The organism is Photobacterium sp. WH24 (assembly GCF_019204055.1).
In the GTDB taxonomy this organism is placed as follows: Bacteria; Pseudomonadota; Gammaproteobacteria; order Enterobacterales; family Vibrionaceae; genus Photobacterium; species Photobacterium arenosum.
This window is the reverse complement of the sequence record NZ_JAGSOZ010000002.1, coordinates 19,402-41,324: the sequence shown is the minus strand read 5'-3', so window position 1 is coordinate 41,324 and position 21,923 is coordinate 19,402. Positions and strand designations below refer to the sequence as shown.

General features: G+C 51.7%; 17 protein-coding genes. 14 read left to right on the top strand and 3 right to left on the bottom strand.

Annotation, left to right across the window (positions count from 1 at the left end):
* From nusA to KCG43_RS03480, 8 genes are all read left to right on the top strand, one after another.
* Positions 1–1,488, top strand: a complete 1,488-nt coding sequence (gene nusA / locus KCG43_RS03515) for a transcription termination factor NusA (RefSeq protein ID WP_192015585.1) — start codon at positions 1–3, stop codon at positions 1,486–1,488.
* A 23-nt stretch (positions 1,489–1,511) separates the two neighbouring features.
* Positions 1,512–4,229, top strand: a complete 2,718-nt coding sequence (infB, locus tag KCG43_RS03510) for a translation initiation factor IF-2 (RefSeq protein WP_192015586.1) — start codon at positions 1,512–1,514, stop codon at positions 4,227–4,229.
* A 91-nt stretch (positions 4,230–4,320) separates the two neighbouring features.
* Positions 4,321–4,722 (top strand): 30S ribosome-binding factor RbfA, encoded by a 402-nt coding sequence (rbfA, locus tag KCG43_RS03505; RefSeq protein ID WP_218383366.1) that lies wholly within the window; start codon positions 4,321–4,323, stop codon positions 4,720–4,722.
* Positions 4,722–5,681 (top strand): tRNA pseudouridine(55) synthase TruB, encoded by a 960-nt coding sequence (gene truB / locus KCG43_RS03500; RefSeq protein WP_218383364.1) that lies wholly within the window; start codon positions 4,722–4,724, stop codon positions 5,679–5,681. Before rbfA ends, truB begins: the two co-directional genes overlap by 1 nt.
* Before the next feature lie 137 nt (positions 5,682–5,818).
* Complete coding sequence (gene rpsO / locus KCG43_RS03495; RefSeq protein ID WP_027253065.1) at positions 5,819–6,088, top strand: 30S ribosomal protein S15; 270 nt, start codon at positions 5,819–5,821, stop codon at positions 6,086–6,088.
* A gap of 294 nt (positions 6,089–6,382) precedes the next feature.
* Positions 6,383–8,494: a polyribonucleotide nucleotidyltransferase gene (gene pnp, locus KCG43_RS03490; protein ID WP_192015589.1), complete on the top strand. Its 2,112-nt coding sequence runs from the start codon at positions 6,383–6,385 to the stop codon at positions 8,492–8,494.
* A 154-nt stretch (positions 8,495–8,648) separates the two neighbouring features.
* Entirely contained in the window at positions 8,649–9,557 is a 909-nt protein-coding gene (gene nlpI, locus KCG43_RS03485) for a lipoprotein NlpI (RefSeq protein WP_225445137.1), read from the top strand.
* A gap of 82 nt (positions 9,558–9,639) precedes the next feature.
* Complete coding sequence (locus KCG43_RS03480) at positions 9,640–10,002, top strand: hypothetical protein (protein ID WP_192015591.1); 363 nt, start codon at positions 9,640–9,642, stop codon at positions 10,000–10,002.
* A gap of 74 nt (positions 10,003–10,076) precedes the next feature.
* Here the strand turns inward: KCG43_RS03480 and KCG43_RS03475 are convergent, their stop codons facing one another.
* Positions 10,077–11,432, bottom strand: a complete 1,356-nt coding sequence (locus tag KCG43_RS03475; protein WP_192015592.1) for a GntP family permease — start codon at positions 11,430–11,432, stop codon at positions 10,077–10,079.
* 317 nt (positions 11,433–11,749) lie between these two features.
* On the opposite strand from KCG43_RS03475, the gene KCG43_RS03470 reads away from it, so the two are divergent.
* Complete coding sequence (locus KCG43_RS03470; RefSeq protein ID WP_192015593.1) at positions 11,750–13,318, top strand: acyl CoA:acetate/3-ketoacid CoA transferase; 1,569 nt, start codon at positions 11,750–11,752, stop codon at positions 13,316–13,318.
* A gap of 158 nt (positions 13,319–13,476) precedes the next feature.
* Complete coding sequence (locus tag KCG43_RS03465; RefSeq protein ID WP_218383362.1) at positions 13,477–14,424, top strand: LysR family transcriptional regulator; 948 nt, start codon at positions 13,477–13,479, stop codon at positions 14,422–14,424.
* Positions 14,425–14,440: 16 nt separating this feature from the next.
* Here the strand turns inward: KCG43_RS03465 and KCG43_RS03460 are convergent, their stop codons facing one another.
* Positions 14,441–16,480, bottom strand: coding sequence for a bifunctional diguanylate cyclase/phosphodiesterase (locus tag KCG43_RS03460; RefSeq protein ID WP_192015679.1), 2,040 nt, complete (start codon positions 16,478–16,480; stop codon positions 14,441–14,443).
* Positions 16,481–17,034: 554 nt separating this feature from the next.
* Here KCG43_RS03460 and KCG43_RS03455 point away from each other — a divergent pair.
* From KCG43_RS03455 to rimI, 3 genes are read left to right on the top strand one after another with little or no spacing between them, the layout of a single operon-like run.
* A complete protein-coding gene (locus tag KCG43_RS03455; RefSeq protein WP_218383359.1) occupies positions 17,035–17,544 on the top strand; it encodes a GNAT family N-acetyltransferase in 510 nt (169 codons plus the stop codon).
* A 27-nt stretch (positions 17,545–17,571) separates the two neighbouring features.
* Positions 17,572–17,973 carry a DNA polymerase III subunit psi gene (locus KCG43_RS03450; RefSeq protein ID WP_218383357.1) on the top strand — a complete coding sequence of 134 codons (402 nt, stop codon included), beginning with the start codon at positions 17,572–17,574 and terminating at the stop codon, positions 17,971–17,973.
* Positions 17,974–17,983: 10 nt separating this feature from the next.
* The gene (gene rimI / locus KCG43_RS03445) at positions 17,984–18,421 is read left to right on the top strand and encodes a ribosomal protein S18-alanine N-acetyltransferase (RefSeq protein ID WP_255557849.1); all 438 of its coding nucleotides are present in this window, start codon (positions 17,984–17,986) and stop codon (positions 18,419–18,421) included.
* A gap of 2 nt (positions 18,422–18,423) precedes the next feature.
* On the opposite strand, the gene KCG43_RS03440 is transcribed toward rimI, so the two are convergent.
* Positions 18,424–19,332 (bottom strand): LysR family transcriptional regulator, encoded by a 909-nt coding sequence (locus KCG43_RS03440; RefSeq protein WP_218383355.1) that lies wholly within the window; start codon positions 19,330–19,332, stop codon positions 18,424–18,426.
* 108 nt (positions 19,333–19,440) lie between these two features.
* Here KCG43_RS03440 and metE point away from each other — a divergent pair, with 108 nt between their 5' ends.
* The gene (gene metE, locus KCG43_RS03435) at positions 19,441–21,714 is read left to right on the top strand and encodes a 5-methyltetrahydropteroyltriglutamate--homocysteine S-methyltransferase (protein ID WP_218383354.1); all 2,274 of its coding nucleotides are present in this window, start codon (positions 19,441–19,443) and stop codon (positions 21,712–21,714) included.
* Positions 21,715–21,923 lie beyond the last annotated feature (209 nt).

Here is a 21,923-nt window from a genome sequence, read left to right as displayed (position 1 = left end):
ATGAACAAAGAAATCTTGGCTGTCGTTGAAGCGGTATCCAACGAGAAAGCTGTTCCGCGTGAGCGTATCTTCGAAGCATTGGAGATCGCACTGGCAACAGCAACAAAGAAAAAGTACGAAGCTGAAATTGACGTGCGTGTTGCGATTGATCGTAAAACGGGCGACTTCGATACTTACCGTCGCTGGAAAGCCGTGGATGAAGTAACGGCGCCAACTCTGGAAATGACTCTGGAAGCCGCGCAGTATGACGATGAAACTGTAGAGCTGGGTGATTATGTTGAAGAGCAGATTGATTCTGTAACCTTTGACCGCATCACTACACAAACGGCAAAACAGGTTATCGTACAGAAAGTACGTGAAGCTGAGCGTGCGCAGATCGTTGAACAGTTTATCGATAATGAAGGTGAGCTGATCACCGGCGTGGTGAAGAAAGTCAACCGCGATGCCATTATTGTTGATCTGGGTAACAACGCTGAAGCTGTGATTCTGCGTGAAGACCAGTTGCCACGTGAAAACTTCCGTCCAGGTGACCGCGTACGTGGTCTGCTGTATGCTGTGCGCCCGGAAGCGCGTGGTTTCCAGTTGTTCATGACTCGTTCTAAGCCTGAAATGCTGTCTGAATTGTTCCGCATCGAAGTACCGGAAATCGGTGAAGAGATGATCGAACTGATGGGCGCTGCCCGTGATCCTGGCTCTCGTGCCAAGATTGCAGTGAAAACCAATGACAAACGTATCGATCCTGTCGGTGCTTGTGTTGGTATGCGTGGTGCGCGTGTTCAGGCGGTATCCGGTGAGCTGGGTGGTGAACGTATCGATATCGTACTGTGGGACGAAAACGCCGCTCAGTACGTTATCAATGCTATGGCACCGGCTGAGGTGAGCTCTATCATCGTTGATGAAGACAACCACACCATGGATATCGCGGTTGAGAAAGACAATCTGGCGCAGGCCATCGGCCGTAGCGGTCAAAACGTTCGACTGGCATCTGTCCTGACAGGCTGGGAGCTGAATGTGATGACTGTGGAAGATCTGCAGAAAAAGCACCAGGCCGAAGCGCAGGCGTCGATTGATCTGTTTGTTAAATACCTGGAAATCGATGAAGAATTCTCGATCGTTCTGGTTGAAGAAGGCTTTACCAGCCTGGAAGAAGTAGCCTATGTACCTGTTCAGGAATTAATGTCAATTGACGGCCTGGACGAAGATACGGTTAACGAATTGCGTAACCGTGCGAAAGAAGCACTGACCACTATTGCCCTTGCGCAGGAAGAGTCTTTGGATGGGGTTGAGCCTGCCGAAGACCTGCTGAGCCTGGATGGTATGGAACGCGACCTGGCGTTCAAACTGGCCGCTAAAGGTATCTGTACGCTGGAAGATCTGGCTGACCAAGGTACTGATGACCTACTGGACATCGAAGGCCTGAATGAAACCAGCGCGGGTGAATTGATCATGGCTGCCCGTAATATCTGCTGGTTCAGCGACGAAGCATAATTAATTAGCAAGGGAGGAGCAGCATGTCAGAGGTTTCAATTAAGGCACTTGCCGAAGAAATCGGTACCCCGATTGATCGTTTGCTTCAACAGTTTGCCGATGCTGGTATCAGCAAAAAAGCTGAAGACAGTGTCAACCAACAGGAAAAAGAGTCTCTGTTGAGCCACCTGAAGAAAGAACACGGTGGTAACACTGACGAGGCACCGACCCGCCTGACTCTGCAACGCAAAACCCGTAGCACGCTGAGTGTATCGGGTACAGGCGGAAAGAGTAAAAACATTCAAGTAGAGGTGCGTAAAAAGCGCACCTATGTCAAGCGTTCAGCCCTTGAAGAAGAGCAGCGTGCGGAAGACGCGCGCAAGGCTGAAGAGGACGCTAAGCGTGCTGCAGAAGAAGCAGCGAAGCGCGAAGCTGAAGAGCGTGCTAAACGTGAAGCTGAAGAAAAAGCTCAGCGTGAAGCGGAAGCAAAACGCTTAGCAGAAGAGAAAGCCCAGCAGTCGGAGAAGCAAGCTAATCGTGATGCCGTGGATACCAATCCACGTCAGGCAGAAGAGAAAGCGAAACGCGCTGCTGAGCAACAGGCTAAAAAAGAAGCTGAAGAACTGCAACGCCGCCGGGAAGAGGAAGCCAAGCGTAAAGCCGAGGAAGACAGTCAGCGTCAGCTAGAAGAGGCACGCAAAATGGCAGAAATCAATGAAAAGAACTGGTCGAAAAAGGACCAGGAAACAGGTGCTATGGAACAATCAGACTACCACACGACTACCTCCACCTATGCCCGTGCGGCGGAAGATGAACAAGACCGCCGCGAGGAAGAATCTCGCCGCCGTGCTAAGAAGAAAAAAGCTGCCAGCGGTCCTAAGGGTGATGAGCCGCGTGAGCGTGCGATGCCTCAGCGTGGCGGCCGTAACCAGCGTGGTCGTGGCAAACAGCAAATGAGCAAGCCTACATCAATGCGTCATGGTTTCGACAAAACAGCCACCGTTGCTAAAGCGGATGTTGTGATCGGTGAAACCATAGTGGTTGCTGAACTGGCCAACAAGATGGCGGTGAAAGCGGCTGAAGTCATCAAAGTGATGATGAAGCTTGGCGCTATGGCCACCATCAACCAGGTTATCGATCAGGAAACCGCACAGCTGGTTGCTGAAGAAATGGGCCACAAGGTTATCCTGCGTAAAGAGAACGAGCTCGAAGAAGCCGTACTGTCTGATCGCGACGAAAACCTGGCAGTTGTTCCTCGTGCTCCTGTTGTTACTATCATGGGTCACGTTGACCACGGTAAAACATCTACTCTGGATTACATCCGTAAAGCGCACGTTGCTGCAGGCGAAGCCGGTGGTATTACGCAGCACATTGGTGCATACCACGTTGAAACTGACAACGGTATGATCACCTTCCTGGATACCCCTGGACACGCCGCGTTTACCGCTATGCGTGCCCGTGGTGCTCAGGCAACGGATATCGTTATCCTGGTTGTTGCCGCAGACGATGGCGTTATGCCACAGACAATAGAAGCGATTCAGCATGCCAAAGCGGCAGGCGTTCCTTTGATTGTTGCTGTGAACAAGATCGATAAAGAAGATGCTAACCCAGACAATGTGAAGAACGAGCTGGCACAGTACAATGTTATGCCGGAAGAGTGGGGCGGCGAGAACATGTTTGTTCACATCTCTGCGAAGCAGGGTACGAACATCGATGGTCTGCTGGAAGCGATTCTGCTGCAAGCTGAAGTTCTGGAGCTGAAAGCCGTTTCTGAAGGCATGGCGAAAGGTGTCGTGGTTGAATCCCGCCTGGATAAAGGCCGTGGTCCGGTTGCGACTGTGCTGGTTCAGGAAGGTACGCTACGCAAAGGTGATATCGTACTGTGTGGCCTGGAATATGGTCGCGTGCGTGCTATGCGTGATGAACTGGGCCGTGAAATTGAAGAAGCTGGTCCATCTATCCCGGTTGAGATTCTGGGTCTGTCAGGTGTACCGTCTTCTGGTGACGAAGCGACAGTTGTACGTGATGAACGTAAAGCGCGTGAAGTTGCACTTTACCGTCAAGGTAAGTTCCGCGATGTGAAACTGGCTCGCCAGCAGAAAGCCAAGTTGGAGAATATGTTCTCTAACATGACTGCAGGTGAAGTGGCTGAACTGAATGTTGTGCTGAAAGCTGACGTACAGGGCTCTGTGGAAGCAATTGCCGATTCACTGCGCAAGCTGTCAACTGAAGAAGTGAAAGTGAACATCGTCGGTTCTGGCGTAGGTGGTATCACTGAAACTGACGCCGTACTGGCTGCAGCGTCTAACGCTATTCTGCTTGGCTTCAACGTTCGTGCTGATGCGTCAGCCCGTAAGACTATCGAAGCTGAGAACCTGGATCTGCGCTACTATTCCATCATCTATCAGCTGATTGATGAAGTGAAAGCAGCGATGGGCGGCATGCTGTCCCCTGAGTTCAAGCAGGAAATCATCGGTCTGGCTGAAGTGCGTGATGTGTTCAAGTCACCGAAACTGGGCGCAATTGCAGGTTGTATGGTTACCGAAGGTACCATCAAGCGCAACAACCCAATTCGTGTACTGCGTGATAACATTGTTATTTACGAAGGTGAGCTGGAATCACTGCGTCGCTTTAAAGATGACGTACAAGAAGTGAAGAACGGTTACGAGTGTGGTATCGGCGTGAAGAACTACAATGATGTTCGCGTTGGTGACCAGATTGAAGTTTTCGAAATCGTTGAAATTCAGCGTACGCTGGATTAATCAGGTTGCTCGCTGACCTGGAATAAACACTGGGGAGCTTCGGCTCCCCTTTGTGTCGAGGTAGGCGGCCGACTTTTAGAGAGAGAATCAAATGGCTAAAGAATTCAGCCGTACACAACGTGTTGCTCAGCAGCTGCAAAAAGAGCTGGCAGTGATTCTGCAACGCGAAATTAAAGATCCCCGCATTGGCATGGCGACAATTTCCAGTGTGGAAGTCTCCCGTGATATGGGATACGCCAAAGTTTATGTCACCTTCCTGACTATCGGTGAACAAACACCGGAAGACAGCCTGGAAGCGTTGCGCGAAATGGCACCTTACATTCGTTCACTGCTGGGTAGGCAAATCCGTCTGCGAGTGACACCTGAGTTGAACTTTATTTTCGACCAGTCACTGACCGAAGGCATGCGCATCTCCAACCTGGTAAGCAAGGTTGTTCGTGATGACGAAGCACGCCGCGTTGACGAACCTAAGGATGAAGGTGAGGATAGCTGATGGCGCGTCGTCGTAAAGGGCGTCCGGTAGACGGTGTTCTGCTGCTGGATAAGCCGGGCGGCATCACATCAAATGATGCCCTGCAAAAAGTAAAACGTATCTTTTTTGCGGAAAAAGCAGGCCATACCGGCGCTTTGGATCCGCTTGCGACGGGTATGTTGCCAATCTGCCTGGGGGAAGCCACCAAGTTTTCCCAGTTCCTGCTGGATTCAGATAAGCGTTATCGGGTCATCGCCAAGCTGGGCGAGCGTACCAATACCTCGGATTCGGATGGCGAAGTGGTCGAAACGCGCGAAGTGAAGGTAGACCGTGGTCTGCTGGAACGTTGTATTGCCAAGTTCCGTGGGACAACCAAGCAAATACCGTCTATGTTTTCGGCGCTGAAATATCAGGGACGCCCGTTGTACGAATATGCCCGTGAAGGCAAAGAAGTACCCCGTGAAGCCCGAGATATCACAGTGTATGAAATCTCACTGCTGCGGTTTAGCGACAACGAAGTTGAGATGGAAGTCCATTGCTCGAAAGGCACTTATATCCGCACTATCGTTGATGATCTGGGCGAGATGCTGGGCTGCGGATCACATGTCACTTATCTGCGCCGTATCGGTGTCTCTAAGTACCCGTTGGACAAAATGGTTACGCTAGAGCAGCTCGAAGCGCTGCTGGAGCAGGCCAGAGAGCAGGATATTCAGCCGAAAGAGCTGCTGGATCCGCTGCTGTTGCCAACAGACTCGGCAGTACAGGATTTACCGGAAGTGAACTTACTGCCGGGTGTCGCCAGTTATGTACTCCATGGCCAGCCAGTTCAGGCCGGTCGTGTTCCTGATGCAGGCACATTGGTTCGGCTGACGGCTGGTGAGCAACGTGATTTCATCGGTGTGGGTGAAATCAATGCCGAAAACATGGTGGCGCCTAAGCGTGTGCTGGCCAATCGTGACAAGGCTGACGAAGAAAAATAAGCCGCTCAGCGGCCTGTCTGGTGAATCATATTCCGCTTGCGGCCTTCCGGACAGGTGCGTATAATTCGCGGCTCGGGTGCCGGCTGAATCAGAGATTGGCTGGCACAAATTTTACTATTTTGTATTAGGAATGAGTTATGTCTCTGAATGCAGAAACTAAAGCAACTATCGTTGCTGAATACGCGCAAGGCGCAAACGACACGGGTTCACCTGAAGTTCAGGTTGCACTGCTGACTGCACAGATCAACCACCTGCAAGGTCACTTTGCAGAGCACAAAGGCGATCACCACAGCCGTCGTGGTCTGCTGCGCATGGTTTCTCGTCGTCGTAAGCTGCTGGACTACCTGAAAGGCAAAGATCTGGGTCGTTACCAGTCTCTGATCGAGCGTCTGGGTCTGCGTCGCTAAGATTGCTGGAAGAAAGGAGCCGATTGGCTCCTTTCTTTTTTGCATCTGTCGGTCGGAGATGCCAATCTCTGACTGGAAAGTTGTTTTAAAACGGTACTGAATAGCGTTCACGAGTCGTTTTCGTCGACCTAGAGGTCGCGGCTATTGACAGAGGCTGCCCAAATCGGCTTTTGCCATTAGTCGCGATGCGTGAAATGTGCTTAAAGTACCCCACTTCACATGACGCTTTTTGCTGTGTCGGATATACTTACAGACGCAAATAGAAAAGCAGATCAATATTTTAAGGAAATTCACGTGAATCCTATCGTTAAAACCTTCCAGTACGGCAACCATACCGTAACACTGGAAACCGGTGTGATGGCGCGTCAGGCTACTGCCGCTGTAATGGCTAGCATGGATGACACTTCCGTCTTCGTTTCTGTTGTGGGCAAAAAAGAAGCGGTAGAAGGCCAGGACTTTTTCCCTCTGACTGTTAACTACCAGGAGCGTACTTACGCTGCCGGTAAAATCCCGGGTGGTTTCTTCAAACGTGAAGGCCGTCCTTCTGAAAATGAAACCCTGACAGCCCGTCTGGTTGACCGTCCAATCCGTCCGTTGTTCCCTGATGCGTTCAAAAACGAAGTACAGGTGATTGCGACTGTGGTTTCTGTTAACCCGGACGTTAACCCAGATATCGTGACCATGATTGGTACCTCTGCCGCTCTGGCTATCTCAGGTATTCCTTTCAACGGTCCAATCGGTGCAGCCCGTGTGGGTTACATCAATGACCAGCTTGTGCTGAACCCAAGTAACAAAGAACTGGCTGAGAGCCGTTTGGATCTGGTTGTTGCCGGTACAGATAACGCAGTTCTGATGGTTGAATCAGAAGCAGACCGCCTGACTGAAGAGCAAATGCTGCAAGCGGTTGTTTTTGGTCATGACCAGCAACAAACTGTGATCAACGCCATCAAAGAATTCGCTGCAGAAGTGGCAACCCCGGCGTGGGATTGGGTGGCTCCGGCTGTTAACACCGAGCTGAAAGCACGCGTGGCTGAAAAAGCAGAAGGTCGTCTGACAGAAGCTTACCAAATCACTGAAAAGATGGCGCGTTACGAGAAAGTGGGCACCATCAAAGCTGACGTGGTAGCTGAACTGCTGGCAGAAGATGCAGCACTGGATGAGCGCGAAGTCCGCGATATGCTGGGCTCTCTGGAGAAGAACGTGGTTCGCAGCCGCATCATTGCCGGTAACCCGCGTATTGATGGCCGTGAAAAAGACATGGTTCGTGCTCTGGACGTTCGTACTGGTGTACTGCCACGTACTCACGGTTCATCACTGTTTACCCGTGGTGAAACGCAGGCGTTGGTTTCTGCCACTCTGGGTACGCAGCGTGACGCGCAGATCCTGGACGAGCTGACCGGTGAGCGTAAAGAACACTTCCTGCTGCACTACAACTTCCCTCCATACTGTGTAGGTGAAACTGGCTTTGTGGGTTCGCCTAAGCGTCGTGAAATCGGCCACGGTAAACTGGCTAAGCGTGGTATCAAGGCAGTAATGCCATCGGTTGACGAGTTCCCGTACACTGTACGTGTGGTATCTGAGATCACTGAATCAAACGGTTCGTCTTCTATGGCGTCTGTATGTGGTACCTCTCTGGCTCTGATGGATGCCGGTGTGCCAATCAAAGCTTCTGTAGCGGGTATCGCTATGGGTCTGGTGAAAGAAGGCGACGATTTCGTGGTTCTGTCTGATATTCTGGGCGATGAAGATCACCTGGGAGACATGGACTTTAAAGTGGCCGGTACTAACGACGGTATTACTGCACTGCAGATGGATATCAAGATCGAAGGTATTACTAAAGAGATCATGCAGATTGCTCTGAATCAGGCTAAAGGCGCCCGTATTCACATCCTGGGTGTGATGGATCAGGCTATCAGCACTGCTCGCGATGACATTTCTCAGTTTGCTCCTCGTATCCACACGATGAAGATCAACCCAGAGAAGATCAAAGATGTGATCGGTAAAGGTGGTGCGGTAATTCGTCAACTGACTGAAGAAACCGGTACAACGATTGAAATCGAAGACGACGGCACAGTGAAAATTGCAGCAACCGAAGGGACTGCTGCGAAAGAAGCGATTCGCCGTATCGAAGAAATCACCGCAGACGTTGAAGTTGGCCGCATCTATACTGGTAAAGTAGTGCGAATTGTTGATTTTGGTGCTTTTGTTTCTGTTATCGGTACAAAAGAAGGCCTGGTACACATTTCTCAAATCGCTCAGGAGCGTGTTGAGAAGGTTTCTGATTACCTGCAAATGGGTCAGGAAGTACAGGTCAAAGTGCTGGAAATCGACCGTCAGGGCCGCATCCGTCTGAGCATGAAGGAAGCACAGCCTGAGCAGGCACCAGCCGCTGGTGAAGATGCTTAATCCATCTGGATAAGCCTGTCTTCATTAAGTAATAAAAGTGGGGCTGTGACAGCCCCTTTTTTATACCAATGAACTATCAAAACCGAATCGCTACCTTTGGCTCATCAAGTGTTGATGGGCGGCAACGGGTTCGCACGGGCAGGGGAGAATGGCATTGTTTGCAAAGAGGTGTAAGTACGTAGCCATTGCGATGGCCGTTATGTTGGCTGGGTGTTCTACGAGTACCTATTCCAGCTGGGAGCAGCCGTTGATTGCGGTCCCGCTGCAGCCAACCATACAGCAACAAATCCAGTTGGCGCGTATTGATCAGCTGTTGGGACGCAGTGATCTTAACGATGAAACCCGTTCGCAGATCTACTATGAGCGCGGGCTGCTTCATGATGGCATTGGCCTGCGTGATCTGGCCCGGCTGGACTTTAACCAGTCGCTGTCTCTGTATCCTGCACAGCCTGATATTTTTAATATTCTTGGGGTGTATTTTACTCAGAGTGCGCATTTTGACGCGGCCTACGAGGCATTTGATTCTGCACTGGAACTGGATGTCAGCCATCCGTTTGCACAGCGAAACCGCGGTATCGCGCTGTATTATGGCGGTCGTTTTGACTTAGCCAAACAGGATTTACTGGCGCATTATCAGCAGGATCCCAATGATCCTTACCGTGCTATCTGGCTGTATATGGTTGAGCTGGAATCAGAGCCGGACAAAGCCAAACAGAGTCTGCAGAACCGGTTTGACCGGGCAGAACGCGAAGACTGGGGCTGGAACATTGCCGGTATGCTGCTTGGCGGCGAATCGGAACAACAGCTTCTCGATGGCATAGTGACAAACAGTGAAACCAATGAACAGATGGCGGAGCGTTTAACCGAGAGCTACTTCTACATGGCCAAGCGTTATCAGCATAACAACCAGTATGCGGAAGCTGTTCAGCTGTACAAACTGGCTTTAGCTGGCAATGTCTACGAGTTTGTTGAGCACAGGTTTGCGACTCTGGAACTCAATCGTTTACTGGCGAGTTTGCAGGGCGAAGAGGATACCATCGGCGGCGTAGGCGATGAACTTTAAGCCGCCCAGTCGCTGAGTTAAGAAAATACTGGCCAGCTGCAATCACTATAGTGTTAGAAAGAGTGCTTTGCAGGTGGCGGTTATGTTCAGGCGTTATATCGCTTTCACGTTAATGGCAATGGTGGCAGTCAGCGTAGCCAAAGCACAGCAGCTCGACTATGTCTACTCGGTATCCACGCCGGGCGAAGGCCGTCTGGTGACTGTCGACAATTACTGGTTGCTGGCATTCAGCTATACCTACGACATTCGCTTACCTGAGCATGTCAGCCAGGGTGACAAAGTGATGATTGAGATTAAGCAGGATGATAGCTGGCAGGCTGAAGCATTTACAGTTACAGCGATCAGCATTTTTCAGGATTTGTGTCGATTACACCGTCAGCATCCCAGCCAGGATGGCCGTTTTCCGTCAGATGCCATCTATATTCAGCCTTGCCGCAGCGAATAACAGTATAAAATAATTAAGAAAACCGGCTAATAACAACGCCCCGTATTATTCGGGGCGTTGTTGATCTGGGGCTGTCAGACCAGGCCGGTACTGAGGTGTACCACTATGACAGTAAAGGCCGCCATCAGCGGAATCGCCATAGTTACCACGGCAATATCACCATAGCTCTGTCTGTGAGTCAGGCGACAAACCGCCAGCAAAGTAATCACAGCACCACAGTGCGGCAGTGTATCCAGCCCGCCTGCAGCCAGCAAGATCACGCGATGCAGCACTTCAGGGTTTATTCCGGTACTCAGGAAATCATTACCCAGCAGAGCCAGCACCATACCTGTGCCGCCTGACGACGAACCAATAATACCGGCAAGACTGGTCGAGGTGAGCGCCACTTTGAACAGATCCGGAATATCAATGGCGGCAATACCGGCTTTGATAATCACAAAGGCCGACAGGGCAGTAATCACTGCACCATAGCCTACCTCAGAAGCTGTGTTGAAAATGGGTAGCAGAGAGCCCACCGAACCGTCGAAGACGTGCTTGTTGGTATCAAACAGGTAGCGGCGATAGCTCACCAGCATGAAGATAATGGCGATAGCCAGCGCGATGATCACAGGCCAGGTACCGTTGATCCGTGTGTCCAGGGTTTCATATTCGGCAATCACAGCGGGTGATTTGAAGTAAATATTGGTCAGTACAAAGTTGATGACGAACACCATCAGAATCGGAACCAGTGCCATCAACACGCTCGGTGTTGCTGTGCTGTCATCCAGATCTTTATCACTTTCATCATGGTCACCGTAATTTTCACCAGCCGCAATGGCCTTCTGGGCGCGGTATTTGATCCACAATACTCCCAGCACCAGCATCATAGTACCGGCCAGCAAGCCCAAGGCCGGTGCCGCGTAAATAGTGGTGCCGAACGGTATGGTTGGCATGGTGTTCAGGTACTGCGGCGTGCCCGGCAACGCCGTCATGGTAAAGGTGAAAGCACCCAGAGTGATCGCCGCAGGCAGCAGGCGCTTAGGAATGCCGGCCGCGCGGAAAGTGGCTGCACCAATCGGATACATGGCAAAGACCACCACAAAGAGTGACACGCCGCCGTACGTCAGCAAAGCGGTAGCCAGCACGACAGACAATATCGCGTGTTTGGTGCCCAGATGCTGAATGATAAAACGTGATAAAGCACGGGCGGCACCCGATGCGCCCATCAACTTGCCAAAGATTGCCCCGGCGATGAAGATGGGGAAGTACAGTTTGATGTAATTGGCTGCGGCAGGCATGAAGACATTAGACAGTGCATACAAAAAAGGGAAATCGCTGGTAAGCAGTGCAGCGGCCATGGCTAAAATGGGGGCGAGGATCAGAACTGACACGCCTCGGTAGGCAAAGTACATCAAACCCACAAGCGTGAGCAGTATCACGGCAACATCCATATTCTCTCTCCGTTTCATGGTTATAGTTATAACAGGTCGTTAACATCCTAGACCTCCCAGTCGTGATTGAAAACATCACTGGTCGGTCCAATTTTTATATTCAGCGGTAAAGTGCGAGCCGCATCATGCTATACCAGGTGTAAATCGCAGCCCCTGCTTTAATTGATAATGATATTTTTTATTTATTTCAATATGTTATCACGTGTTTGTGGCTGGTTGTGGCCAGTTTCGAAAAACACAATTTCATCTGTAGCTATTAAAGCAAGGGGATGGGATTCATACACTTCAGGCAATTGCACGGTAAAAGGAAGTTGCGCATGGCAGTTACCCAACTTACGGCTGAAGAAGCCGCGGCATGGATCACCGACGGACAGTCTGTCATGCTGGGGGGATTTATCGGTTCCGTGGTACCAGAGTCGATCATCAGGGCCTTGGGTGAACGCTACGACAGCGAAACCTCACCCCGTGATCTGACATTGATCTTTGCAGCCGGTCAGGGAGACGGACAAGGACGGGCGGCGAATCATCTGGCCAGGCCGGGCATGGTTAAGCGGGTGATTGGCGGCCACTGGGGTCTGGTGCCCGACCTGCAAAAGCTGGCCCTGAGCAATGAGATTGAGGCGTACAACCTGCCACAGGGGGTGATTTCACACCTCTTGCGCGATACGGCAGCAGGTAAGCCCGGGACGGTGACAACAACCGGGCTGGGAACCTTTGTCGATCCCCGGCTTGAAGGCGGCAAGATTAATACGATAACCCGCGACGATCTGGTGTCTGTGCTGGAGATCAATGGTGAAGAATACCTGTTCTACCAGCGTCTGCCGGTGGATATGGCGATTTTGCGCGGCACAACGGCAGATGACAACGGCAATATCACGATGGAAGATGAGTGTCTGGTGGTGGAAAATCTGGCCGCAGCGCAGGCAGCCCGTAATCAGGGCGGCAAAGTGGTCGTGCAGGTCAAACGGCTGGTGCCGGCCGGTACACTCGATCCTCATAGCATCAAAATTCCGGGCATTTTTGTCGACGCTATTGTGCTTTGCAATGATGAAGCGGAGCACATGCAGACCTTTGCCACCCGTTTCAATCCCGATTTTGTCGGACGGGCAGGTTCAGGCGAACATCAGGTAGAGCACCGGGATAGTCTGCCGGAACAACTGGATGCCAAAACCCTTATTGCCCGCCGCGCCGTGCAGGAGCTGACGCCCGGCGCTGTACTGAATCTGGGGATTGGCGTGCCTGAGTACATTGCAATTGTTGCCGGTAAGCTGGGTATCCTGGATACCATGACTCTCACCGTCGAGCCCGGCGCTATCGGCGGTCTGCCGGCCAGCGGGCTGGATTTTGGTGCCAGCAGGCACCCGCAGGCCATCATTACTCAGGATCAGATGTTCGATTTTTATGATGGCGGCGGGATCGATCAGGCCTTTCTCGGCCTGGCACAGTGCTCTGCCCGCGGCGATATCAATGTGTCCCGTTTTGGCGATAAATTGCCGGGCTGTGGTGGTTTTATCAACATCAGTCAGCATGCTAAGTCTCTGTTTTTCTGTGGCACTTTTACAGCCGCTGGGTTGGAGATCGCCGTCAGGAACGGCGAGCTGCATATTCTGAAGGAAGGGCGTCAGAGTAAGTTTGTTGAGACAGCTGAACAGATTACGTTTTCCGCTTCACGGGCCATCCAGACCAGGCAACCGGTGCGCTATATTACTGAACGTGCCGTGTTCCGGCTTGAACCGCAAGGTCTGGTGCTGGAAGAAATTGCGCCAGGCGTGGATCTTGAGCGTGATATTCTGGCACATATGTCATTCACTCCGGTGATTGATCCCGGTCTGAGCTTGATGTCAGCAGAGATATTTTCTCCTCAGTTCGGGCAGAAAACCGTTTAAATAGCGGGATGTGGGTCATAAGACTGTGAAGCGAGCTGTAAGACGAGGTGCCGGTGTTAGTTCAGCCAGGATTGCGCAGGCATTATTGAGGCTCATTAACCCCGGTCCTTGCCTGAAAAGCGGGGTCGGGTGGGAGTTCAAACCATAAGGAATGTGCTATGACCCAGTCACTGGTCGGGATTAATCCTCGCCAGCAACAATTAGATAAAATCGTGTTTTTCTGTTCCGTTATTCAGCATGGCTCGTTTCGCGAGGCTGCGGAAGTGTGGGGTATTTCCGCGGCGGCGGCCAGCCGGTGGGTAAAGGAGCTGGAAGGGCTGATGGCCGTCGAGTTGATCAAGCGCAGTACCCGCCAACTTGTACCGACGGATGCCGGAGAGATGCTGTACCGTCGTTTTTCTTCCCTGTTGCCGGAAATTGATACCATCTGCGCTGAAGTGGGCAGTATGGCAGATGAACAGCGGGGAATTATCAGTATCTCATCGACACCGCTGTACGCCAGTTATTATCTGCGTGAAATCATTGCGGAATACATGGAAATGCATCCCCAGGTGAACTTTCGTTTGTTTATTGAAGCAGGGGAGACAGATCCGTTACATGTGGATTTTATTATCCGGGCCAAAGCGACTAACCGGGAAACCGAAGAGAAAGATTCTTTGCTGATCCGCCGGTTGTTGCTCAGTGAACCGCTATACGCCTGCGCGTCGCCAGGCTATCTGGCACGGTGCGGTAAACCAATGGAACCGGAAGATTTAAGAGATCACCGCTGCCTGTATGCCAGTTCACTGGTTGGAGGCAATCGCTGGTATTTCCGTTTAAATTGTATTAACCGCGCTGTGGCTATCAGCGATGCGCTGGAATGTGATAACAGTGAGATACTGCGCGATATGGCAATCAGAGGAGCCGGTGTTGCCTACTTGCCGCATTCTGTGATTAAGGACGCTCTGGCCTCAGGCGCATTAACTGTGCTACTGACTGATTATGTTGCCAGCCAGTTTGACATCAATCTGTACTTTCGCCCCAGGCATCCAATGCCTGCTCGCTGTCAGGCGTTCAAGGATTACCTGCTGCGCAGGACAGAAGAGATTGTGGCACAGCAAGTATGATGGCTGTGCAGCAGGCTTAAAATCTGCCGCGGAAGTTTTTCATCAGTATGGTTTCCAGATCATTTTTCGGCAGCGGGCGGAAAAAGTGAAAGCCCTGGATGTAATCACAATTGAGATTGGATAGCAGGGCGGCCTGCTGGCGCGTTTCTACGCCTTCAGCGACGACACTCATATTCAGCGACTTACCCAGATTGATGATGTTTTCGATCAGGGTCAGTTGCTTAGGCACAGTCTCCAGATCTTTGATAAATGCCCGGTCGATTTTGAGCTCGTCCAGCGGGAATCGGGCCAGATAAGACAAAGAGGAGTAGCCGGTCCCAAAATCATCAATCGATAGGGCAAACCCGAGTTTTTTGATGGCGTTCAACATTTGTATGGTGTGTTCGTTTTCTCCCAGCATGGCACTTTCAGTCAGTTCAAAAGTGATATCATCCGGGTTGACACCTGTGGCTCGCTGCAAGTCTGAGACATACTGAATCAGGTTGGGATTACCAAATTGCTGGGGTGACAGGTTGATAGCCACCCGGCCCTGAAGGATCCCCTGTCTTTTCCAGTATTTAACTGTGGTGAAGACTTCTTTCATCACAACCTGGCCGAGCTGTTCGATCAGGCCTGAGCGTTCAGCAACCGGAATAAACTGGGCCGGGCTGATGTAACCTTCAATAGGGTGTTTCCAGCGCACCAGAGCTTCGGCACCGTGAATGGAGAAATCCCTCGCACTGACTTTGGGCTGATACCAGACTTCCAGCCCTTTATTCTGTAGGGCTTTCTGCAGTTCAATTTCCAGCCACAACCGCATTCTTGCTTCTTTGTTCATGGTCTCGTCAAAGGTGACCAGACGGTTACGCCCGCGATTCTTGGCTTCATACATAGCGGTATCGGCATGCTGCAGCAGTAAACGTGCATCACTGCCGTTGCCCGGGTAGTTCACCATCCCGATCGAACAGGCCAGATGCTTGCTGAAGTGCATCAGGTCGAAGGGTTGATTGACCAGGGCAATAATCTTTTTCGAGACCTGTTCGCCAATTTCCGCATGGATGGGACCGGGCAGCAGAATGCCGAATTCATCGCCACCCAGATGGCCTATCACAGCGTTCTCCGGCAACAACTGACGCAGGCGCTGGGAGATTTCCTGCAGCACCCGATCGCCAATGTGGTGCCCCAGCGAATCGTTGATGTTTTTGAAATTATCTATGTCCAGATACAGCATGACTAACGGGGTCTGCCGGTTGATCATCTGTTCCAGACGACGGCTGAATCCGTGGCGGTTATACAAACCTGTCAGCGGGTCGGTATGAATCAGCTGTTCCACCTGTTCGGGTTGGACTTGTTGTGTCTGTGGCTGTCTCAGGACAACCAGACTGGCGGGTGAGCCAACGACCAGGGTGTCTTTCAGGGTCAGCGTCAGTACATTTTCAACCTGACACCGTTGACTGGTCAGGCAATGGTAGGCTTTGCCGTTGCTGAGTTCGGCCAGTTGCTCACCAAAAGGGCGGTTGTTTCTGCTGTCTATTAATAGCTGCCCTAAATCTTCCCCTGTCATGTCATCCGGCGAAGCAAACCCCAGTAACTGAGCGGCCATTGGGTTAGCGGACAACACTTGATTTCTTTCGATCAGCAGGCAGCCATCAGACATGAGCTGGCTGAGCTGGTTAAAGTGGTCTTCATGTTCAGCCACGGCATTGGCAAGGTGTAAGCGTTCAGAGGTATCAATCGCATGCAGAGCCAGGCCGGTAATTTCGCCGCTATCATCGCGCAGTGGTGACACACTGAAATGCAGGCAGGTATGATGCCTGTGTTCATCAAGAATCACATCCCCTTCCACGTATTCGCCGTTCAGGGCGCGTTCGTAATATGGCTGCAGGGTGTGGTAAAAGGTCTCGCCGAGGATTTCGCTATCACGGTGCCCCACCAGTTCTTCCCGGCTGAGGCCGCTGAGCTGACAGTAGTGTTGATTGACCGCGACATAGTGGTGTTGCTTGTCCAGAATGGCGAACAGGAATGGGCTATTGCCTGTCAGTTGAAAAAACCAATTGTTGATGAATTCAGTCGGCATGGCGAAATTGTCTGTTACTGCTGACATCGCTCGGATGTCCCTTTCTGGGTAAGTCGTACCCGTAATATAACGTTAGAAAATGTCTGATTGTCAAAAATTCCTATTTTCATGAGAAAATTTTGATTTGAAATGTAAAAAAATGGATTTATTGACACTGGTTACAAAAAACTGGCCGGCGAAAACGAGACGTATGCATCTAAAATAATGTTTTAAAAGCAGATTACCTCAGCGAATAATCTTTGCATTTTATTGACGAGAAGAAGAAAAGTCCCGTTGGAAAGGCATGACATTGATTATTCATCTGCATCTCTGCGACACAAATACGAATCAGCAAAATATTGACTGACCTGATTCCAGGCGGACGGTTGTAGTGTCAGCAGGGAAGCTATCATTACTATGAATCTGTGCTGATATCCTTTTTCAGCCTCTGTGCTGTGTCTGGCGAGAAAGAGGTTGTGATCACACTAGCCTGGCCGCAAAATAGGGCCGGCTAAATGTGGCGGATACCCGCCACATCCAATGACGGTCTGACGACTGTTTCTTCGAGGATAACTATGCTGATTCGAACTGAAGTGCCGGCGGACATTCTGACTATTGATGCCTTGCTGCGACACACATTTGATACTGAAGCGGAAGCAGATTTGGTCATGACCCTGCGTGAAAATGGTCATATGACGTTATCGCTGGTGGCATGCAATGATGATGGTGAAGTGGTTGGTCATATCTTTTTCAGTCCGGTCACTGTCAGCGGACAGGATTTAGGGTGGCAAGGGCTGGCACCTTTGGTGGTGAAAGCCGAATACCGCGGGCAGGGGATCGGCCAGACACTGATGCGTGAAAGTGCAGAAATACTGGCAGAGCTGGGTTACCCAGTGGTGGTGGTGCTGGGGGATCACAGCTATTACCGTAAAGCCGGTTATGTGACGGCGGCGGAGCATGGCTTGCGCTGCACCTGGCCTGTGCCGGAAGAGGCTTTCATGGTTCAGGAACTGCTGCCATCCACCCTGAGCGGTCATCGTGGCCTGGTTGAATACAGCGCTCCATTTTCCTCGCTCCCGGCCTAACAGAACATCAAAAGCGGTAAATACATCATGCAACAAAGAAACATGCAATTATTGCAGGAAATGGGACTGACGAACTGGCAAATCAGAAAACCTGAGTGTTTTCCTGACTGGGTTCAGTCTGTGATTGATTTACCCGAAACCTGTCAATTGCTGTTTGTGACCGCAGATGAGTTGGATGAACACGATGCCTGGTTGTTCGGCAATATTCTGCGCAGCATGAAGCTGACCCCGGAGCAGGCATTAACTCTGCCCCCACATGCTTTGTCTGAGCTGGGTGAGCATCATCTGACCTGGTGCTGGTTTGCCGGTTGCCAGGGCGTTGAGCCGTCCGATTGCCAGATTCTGCACTCAGCGTCACTGTGTCAGATGCATGATAACCCTGCCAGCAAGAAAGCATTGTGGCAGCAGATCTGTGCCTTCAATGATTGAATTCCTGCCTATGACAGCTGCGCACCTTGATGACGTGTGGGCTATTGAGCAACGTTCACACCCGTTTCCCTGGACAGAAAGCCAGATCAGAGAAACGCCATCCCGTATCGCCCTGAATCTGGTGATGCGGGTTGACGGCAAGGTCGCGGGCTACTGTTTTGGCCAGTCTGTGGCCGGTGAAGTGAGCCTGTTTAATATTGCTGTTGATCCTGAGTGGCAGGGGCAAGGGCTGGGCTGTCAGTTGCTGGCGGCGTTTGTGGCTGCCGCCCAAGCGGAAGGCGGGCAGGACATCTGGCTCGAAGTGCGGGCCGGCAATACCAGGGCCAGTCAGTTATACCTGGCCAATGGTTTTGAGCTGGTCAGTCGCCGGCAAGACTATTACCGGGCCGACATCAGTGTCAGTGCTAACGGCCGCGAAGACGCGCTGATCATGAAAGCGAAGATCTGACGTTACAGAGCGGACGGCTCCTTATACTCAGACAGGGAGTCTGCCAGGCTAATAAAAGCACTCAGATAATCAATATCCAAATCCGTTTCCCTGACCCCCAGGTGAATGTGCTTGTGAATGCCACTTTCGCCCAGCCGCACAGCAACGATCGGCATTTTCTCTTCATATTCTTTGGCCAGCCATTTAGGGAGTGCCGCGACACCGCGTCCGGCCGCTACCATCTGCAGCATAATGTCAGTCGTTTCAATCAGCTTATGTTTACGGGGGCTGCATTTAGCGGGTGTCAGAAACTGGCTATACACATCCAGCCTGCTTTGCTCTACCGGGTAGGTGATCAGGGTTTGATCCAGCAGCATGTCCGGCGCTATGTATTCCTCGTTAGCCAGCGGGCTTTGCGCGCTGACCACCAGCACCTGCTCATAATCAAACACGGGAATGTAGCGGATACCGGGCCGGAGTAGCGGATCGGGCGTGACCAGGACATCGATTTCATACCCGAACAGCGCGCCTAAACCGCCGAACTGGAACTTCTGTTTCACGTCCACATCGACATCCGGCCAGCCTTGCAGGTAGGGATGGACCACTTTGAGCAGCCACTGATAGCAGGGGTGGCACTCCATACCAATCCGCAGTGTGCCCCGCTGGCCGGAAGCGAACTGCTGCATCTGCACTTCCGCATGTTCAAATTGCGGTAACACCCGCTCCGCCAGCCGTAACAGATAAAACCCCGCCTGGGTAAAGTGCAGGCTGCGGCCTGATTTGCTCCAGACTGGCGTCCCTATTTGCTGCTCCAGTTTTTTCATGCTGTGGCTCAGCGCCGACTGGCTTAAATACAATGCCTCTGCGGCGGCCGTCAGCGAGCCGAGCCTGTGTACCTCGCGCAATATCGCCAGATGGCTCCTTTCTATCATAGTGATCCTTAACTTATGATTAGAATTCATTGATTGATGAAATAATGCCATTTTTATTCATCACAATATAGCCATAAGATGCCTTCAATAACTTAGGAGGACGTATAGATGGCTAAAATTCATAACTTAGGTTTCCCGCGCATCGGTGCTAACCGTGAACTGAAATTCGCACTGGAAAAGTACTGGAAAGGCGAAAGCAGCCAAAGCGAGCTGACAGAACTGGCCGCCGGCTTGCGCCAAAAACACTGGCAGCAGCAGTCGGGTCTCGATCTGACCCCGGTTGGCGACTTCTCTTTTTATGATCAGGTACTGGATACCAGCTTCACACTCGGCAATATCCCGGCCCGTGTTGAAGGTCTGGCCGGTGACGAGCTGGACAACTATTTTCGTGTAGCACGTGGCCGTTCAGCCAACGACAGTGGTTGTCACTGTGTGCATGCCGGTGAGATGACCAAATGGTTTGATACTAACTACCACTATATCGTGCCTGAATTTACCGCCGATACCCGTTTTGAGCTCAACCCAGAGCGCCTGCTGGCACAACTGACGGAAGCCAAAGCGCAGGGCGTCGCCGCGAAACCTGTGCTGATCGGCCCTGTGACCTATCTGTGGCTCGGAAAGGAAAAGGACAACTCCAATAAACTGGATCTGCTTGATCAACTGCTGCCTGTGTACGGGCAGCTGCTGGCGCTGCTGGCCGACAACGGGGTCGAATGGGTGCAAATCGATGAGCCGATCCTGGTTACTGAACTGTCTGCAGAATGGCAGCAGGCGCTGAGCAAAGCCTACCAGACGTTAAACAAAGGCCAGGTGAAACTCTTGCTGGCCACTTACTTTGGCGAGCTGAAAGAGAACTTGTCGCTGGCGGTCAATCTGCAGGTTCAGGGCTTACATTTTGATGCGGTGCGTGGCCGCAATGAAGTGGACGCAGTCCTCGCCGCCCTGCCGGCTGACAAAGTGCTGTCTCTGGGGGTCATCAATGGCCGTAATATCTGGAAGACTGATCTTAATGCCGTGCTGAACTGGTTGGAGCCTATTGCCCGCGATGTCGGCGAACGCCTGTGGGTGGCGCCCTCCTGTTCACTGTTGCACGTACCGGTTGATCTGAACAGCGAGCAGAAACTCGATGATGAAATTCAGTCATGGCTGGCCTTTGCGCTGCAAAAACTCGACGAGCTGGCTGTGTTGGCCCGCGCCCTGAACCAAGGTCGCGATGCGGTCTTCGCTGAACTGGCCGCCAATCAGGCCGCCATCGACAGCCGTCGTCAGTCCCGCCGGGTGAATAACCCTGACGTGCAGGCCGCCGTTGCGGCGATTAACCCGCAGCTGGGCCAGCGTCAGAATCCGTATGCCGATCGTATCGCTAAACAAACGGCGCACCTGAATCTGCCGGCGTTTCCGACCACCACTATCGGGTCGTTTCCTCAGACCGCTGACATCCGTCAGACCCGGCTGAAATTCAAGAAAGGTGAGCTGGATCAGGCAACCTATGTCAGCCAGATGAAGCAAGAGATTGCCCGCGCGGTGCGTGAGCAGGAAGCGCTGGATCTGGATGTGCTGGTTCACGGTGAAGCGGAACGTAACGACATGGTGGAATATTTCGGCGAACAGCTGGACGGCTATGCCTTCAGCCAGTTTGGCTGGGTACAGTCTTACGGTTCGCGTTGTGTCAAGCCGCCGATCCTGTTCGGTGATATCAGCCGACCGGCTGCCATGACGGTAGCCTGGACCCAGTACGCCCAATCACTGACCGCAAAACCCATGAAAGGTATGCTGACCGGTCCTGTAACCATATTGAACTGGTCTTTTGTCCGCGACGATCAGCCTCGCTCCGTCTCTTGCTACCAGCTGGCACTGGCCATTCGCGCCGAAGTGCTGGATCTGGAAAAAGCCGGGGTAAAAGTGATTCAGATTGATGAAGCCGCTCTGCGTGAAGGCTTGCCATTGCGCCGCTCTGAGTGGCAGGACTACCTGAACTGGGCTGTGGAGTCGTTCCGTATCACGGCGAACGGGGTGGCCGATGAAACCCAGATCCATACCCACATGTGTTATTCCGAGTTTAATGACATTATTGCGTCAATAGCCGAGATGGATGCCGATGTGATCACCATAGAGACTTCCCGTTCCGACATGGAACTGTTGGACGCCTTTGATAACTTCAAGTATCCGAATGAAATTGGCCCGGGTGTCTATGATATCCACTCGCCCAATATTCCGACAGAAGCGCAGATGGTGAAACTGATGCAGCAAGCAGCAAAACGTATCCCGGCCGAGCGCTTGTGGGTGAACCCGGACTGTGGTCTGAAAACCCGTCAGTGGGCAGAAGTGGTGCCTGCACTGCAAAACATGGTGGCAGCTGCGAAAACTTTGCGGGCTAATTAAGCTTCAGAAATACATATCGGCGTAAAAGCAGCATTGTTATGGCAATGCTGCTTTTTTGTCGTTAATTATCACCCCCAAGGCCGGTGATGAGGGTATTGCGATGATGAATATTTTTTAAAAATGTATTACTGAGTTAATGGTAAATAGTGAGCGGTGTTTCAGGTGTGGAAATGAAAATATCAAGATACAGGAGTAATTTTATTAAATTG

Bases quoted from the DNA above. Each gene is read 5' to 3' on its own strand.
- nusA (WP_192015585.1), top strand. From the start codon at position 1: ATGAACAAAGAAATCTTGGCTGTCGTTGAAGCGGTATCCAACGAGAAA.
- infB (WP_192015586.1), top strand. From the start codon at position 1,512: ATGTCAGAGGTTTCAATTAAGGCACTTGCCGAAGAAATCGGTACCCCG.
- rbfA (WP_218383366.1), top strand. From the start codon at position 4,321: ATGGCTAAAGAATTCAGCCGTACACAACGTGTTGCTCAGCAGCTGCAA.
- truB (WP_218383364.1), top strand. From the start codon at position 4,722: ATGGCGCGTCGTCGTAAAGGGCGTCCGGTAGACGGTGTTCTGCTGCTG.
- rpsO (WP_027253065.1), top strand. From the start codon at position 5,819: ATGTCTCTGAATGCAGAAACTAAAGCAACTATCGTTGCTGAATACGCG.
- KCG43_RS03480 (WP_192015591.1), top strand. From the start codon at position 9,640: ATGTTCAGGCGTTATATCGCTTTCACGTTAATGGCAATGGTGGCAGTC.
- KCG43_RS03475 (WP_192015592.1), bottom strand. From the start codon at position 11,432: ATGGATGTTGCCGTGATACTGCTCACGCTTGTGGGTTTGATGTACTTT.
- KCG43_RS03470 (WP_192015593.1), top strand. From the start codon at position 11,750: ATGGCAGTTACCCAACTTACGGCTGAAGAAGCCGCGGCATGGATCACC.
- KCG43_RS03465 (WP_218383362.1), top strand. From the start codon at position 13,477: ATGACCCAGTCACTGGTCGGGATTAATCCTCGCCAGCAACAATTAGAT.
- KCG43_RS03460 (WP_192015679.1), bottom strand. From the start codon at position 16,480: ATGCCGACTGAATTCATCAACAATTGGTTTTTTCAACTGACAGGCAAT.
- KCG43_RS03455 (WP_218383359.1), top strand. From the start codon at position 17,035: ATGCTGATTCGAACTGAAGTGCCGGCGGACATTCTGACTATTGATGCC.
- KCG43_RS03450 (WP_218383357.1), top strand. From the start codon at position 17,572: ATGCAACAAAGAAACATGCAATTATTGCAGGAAATGGGACTGACGAAC.
- rimI (WP_255557849.1), top strand. From the start codon at position 17,984: ATGACAGCTGCGCACCTTGATGACGTGTGGGCTATTGAGCAACGTTCA.
- KCG43_RS03440 (WP_218383355.1), bottom strand. From the start codon at position 19,332: ATGATAGAAAGGAGCCATCTGGCGATATTGCGCGAGGTACACAGGCTC.
- metE (WP_218383354.1), top strand. From the start codon at position 19,441: ATGGCTAAAATTCATAACTTAGGTTTCCCGCGCATCGGTGCTAACCGT.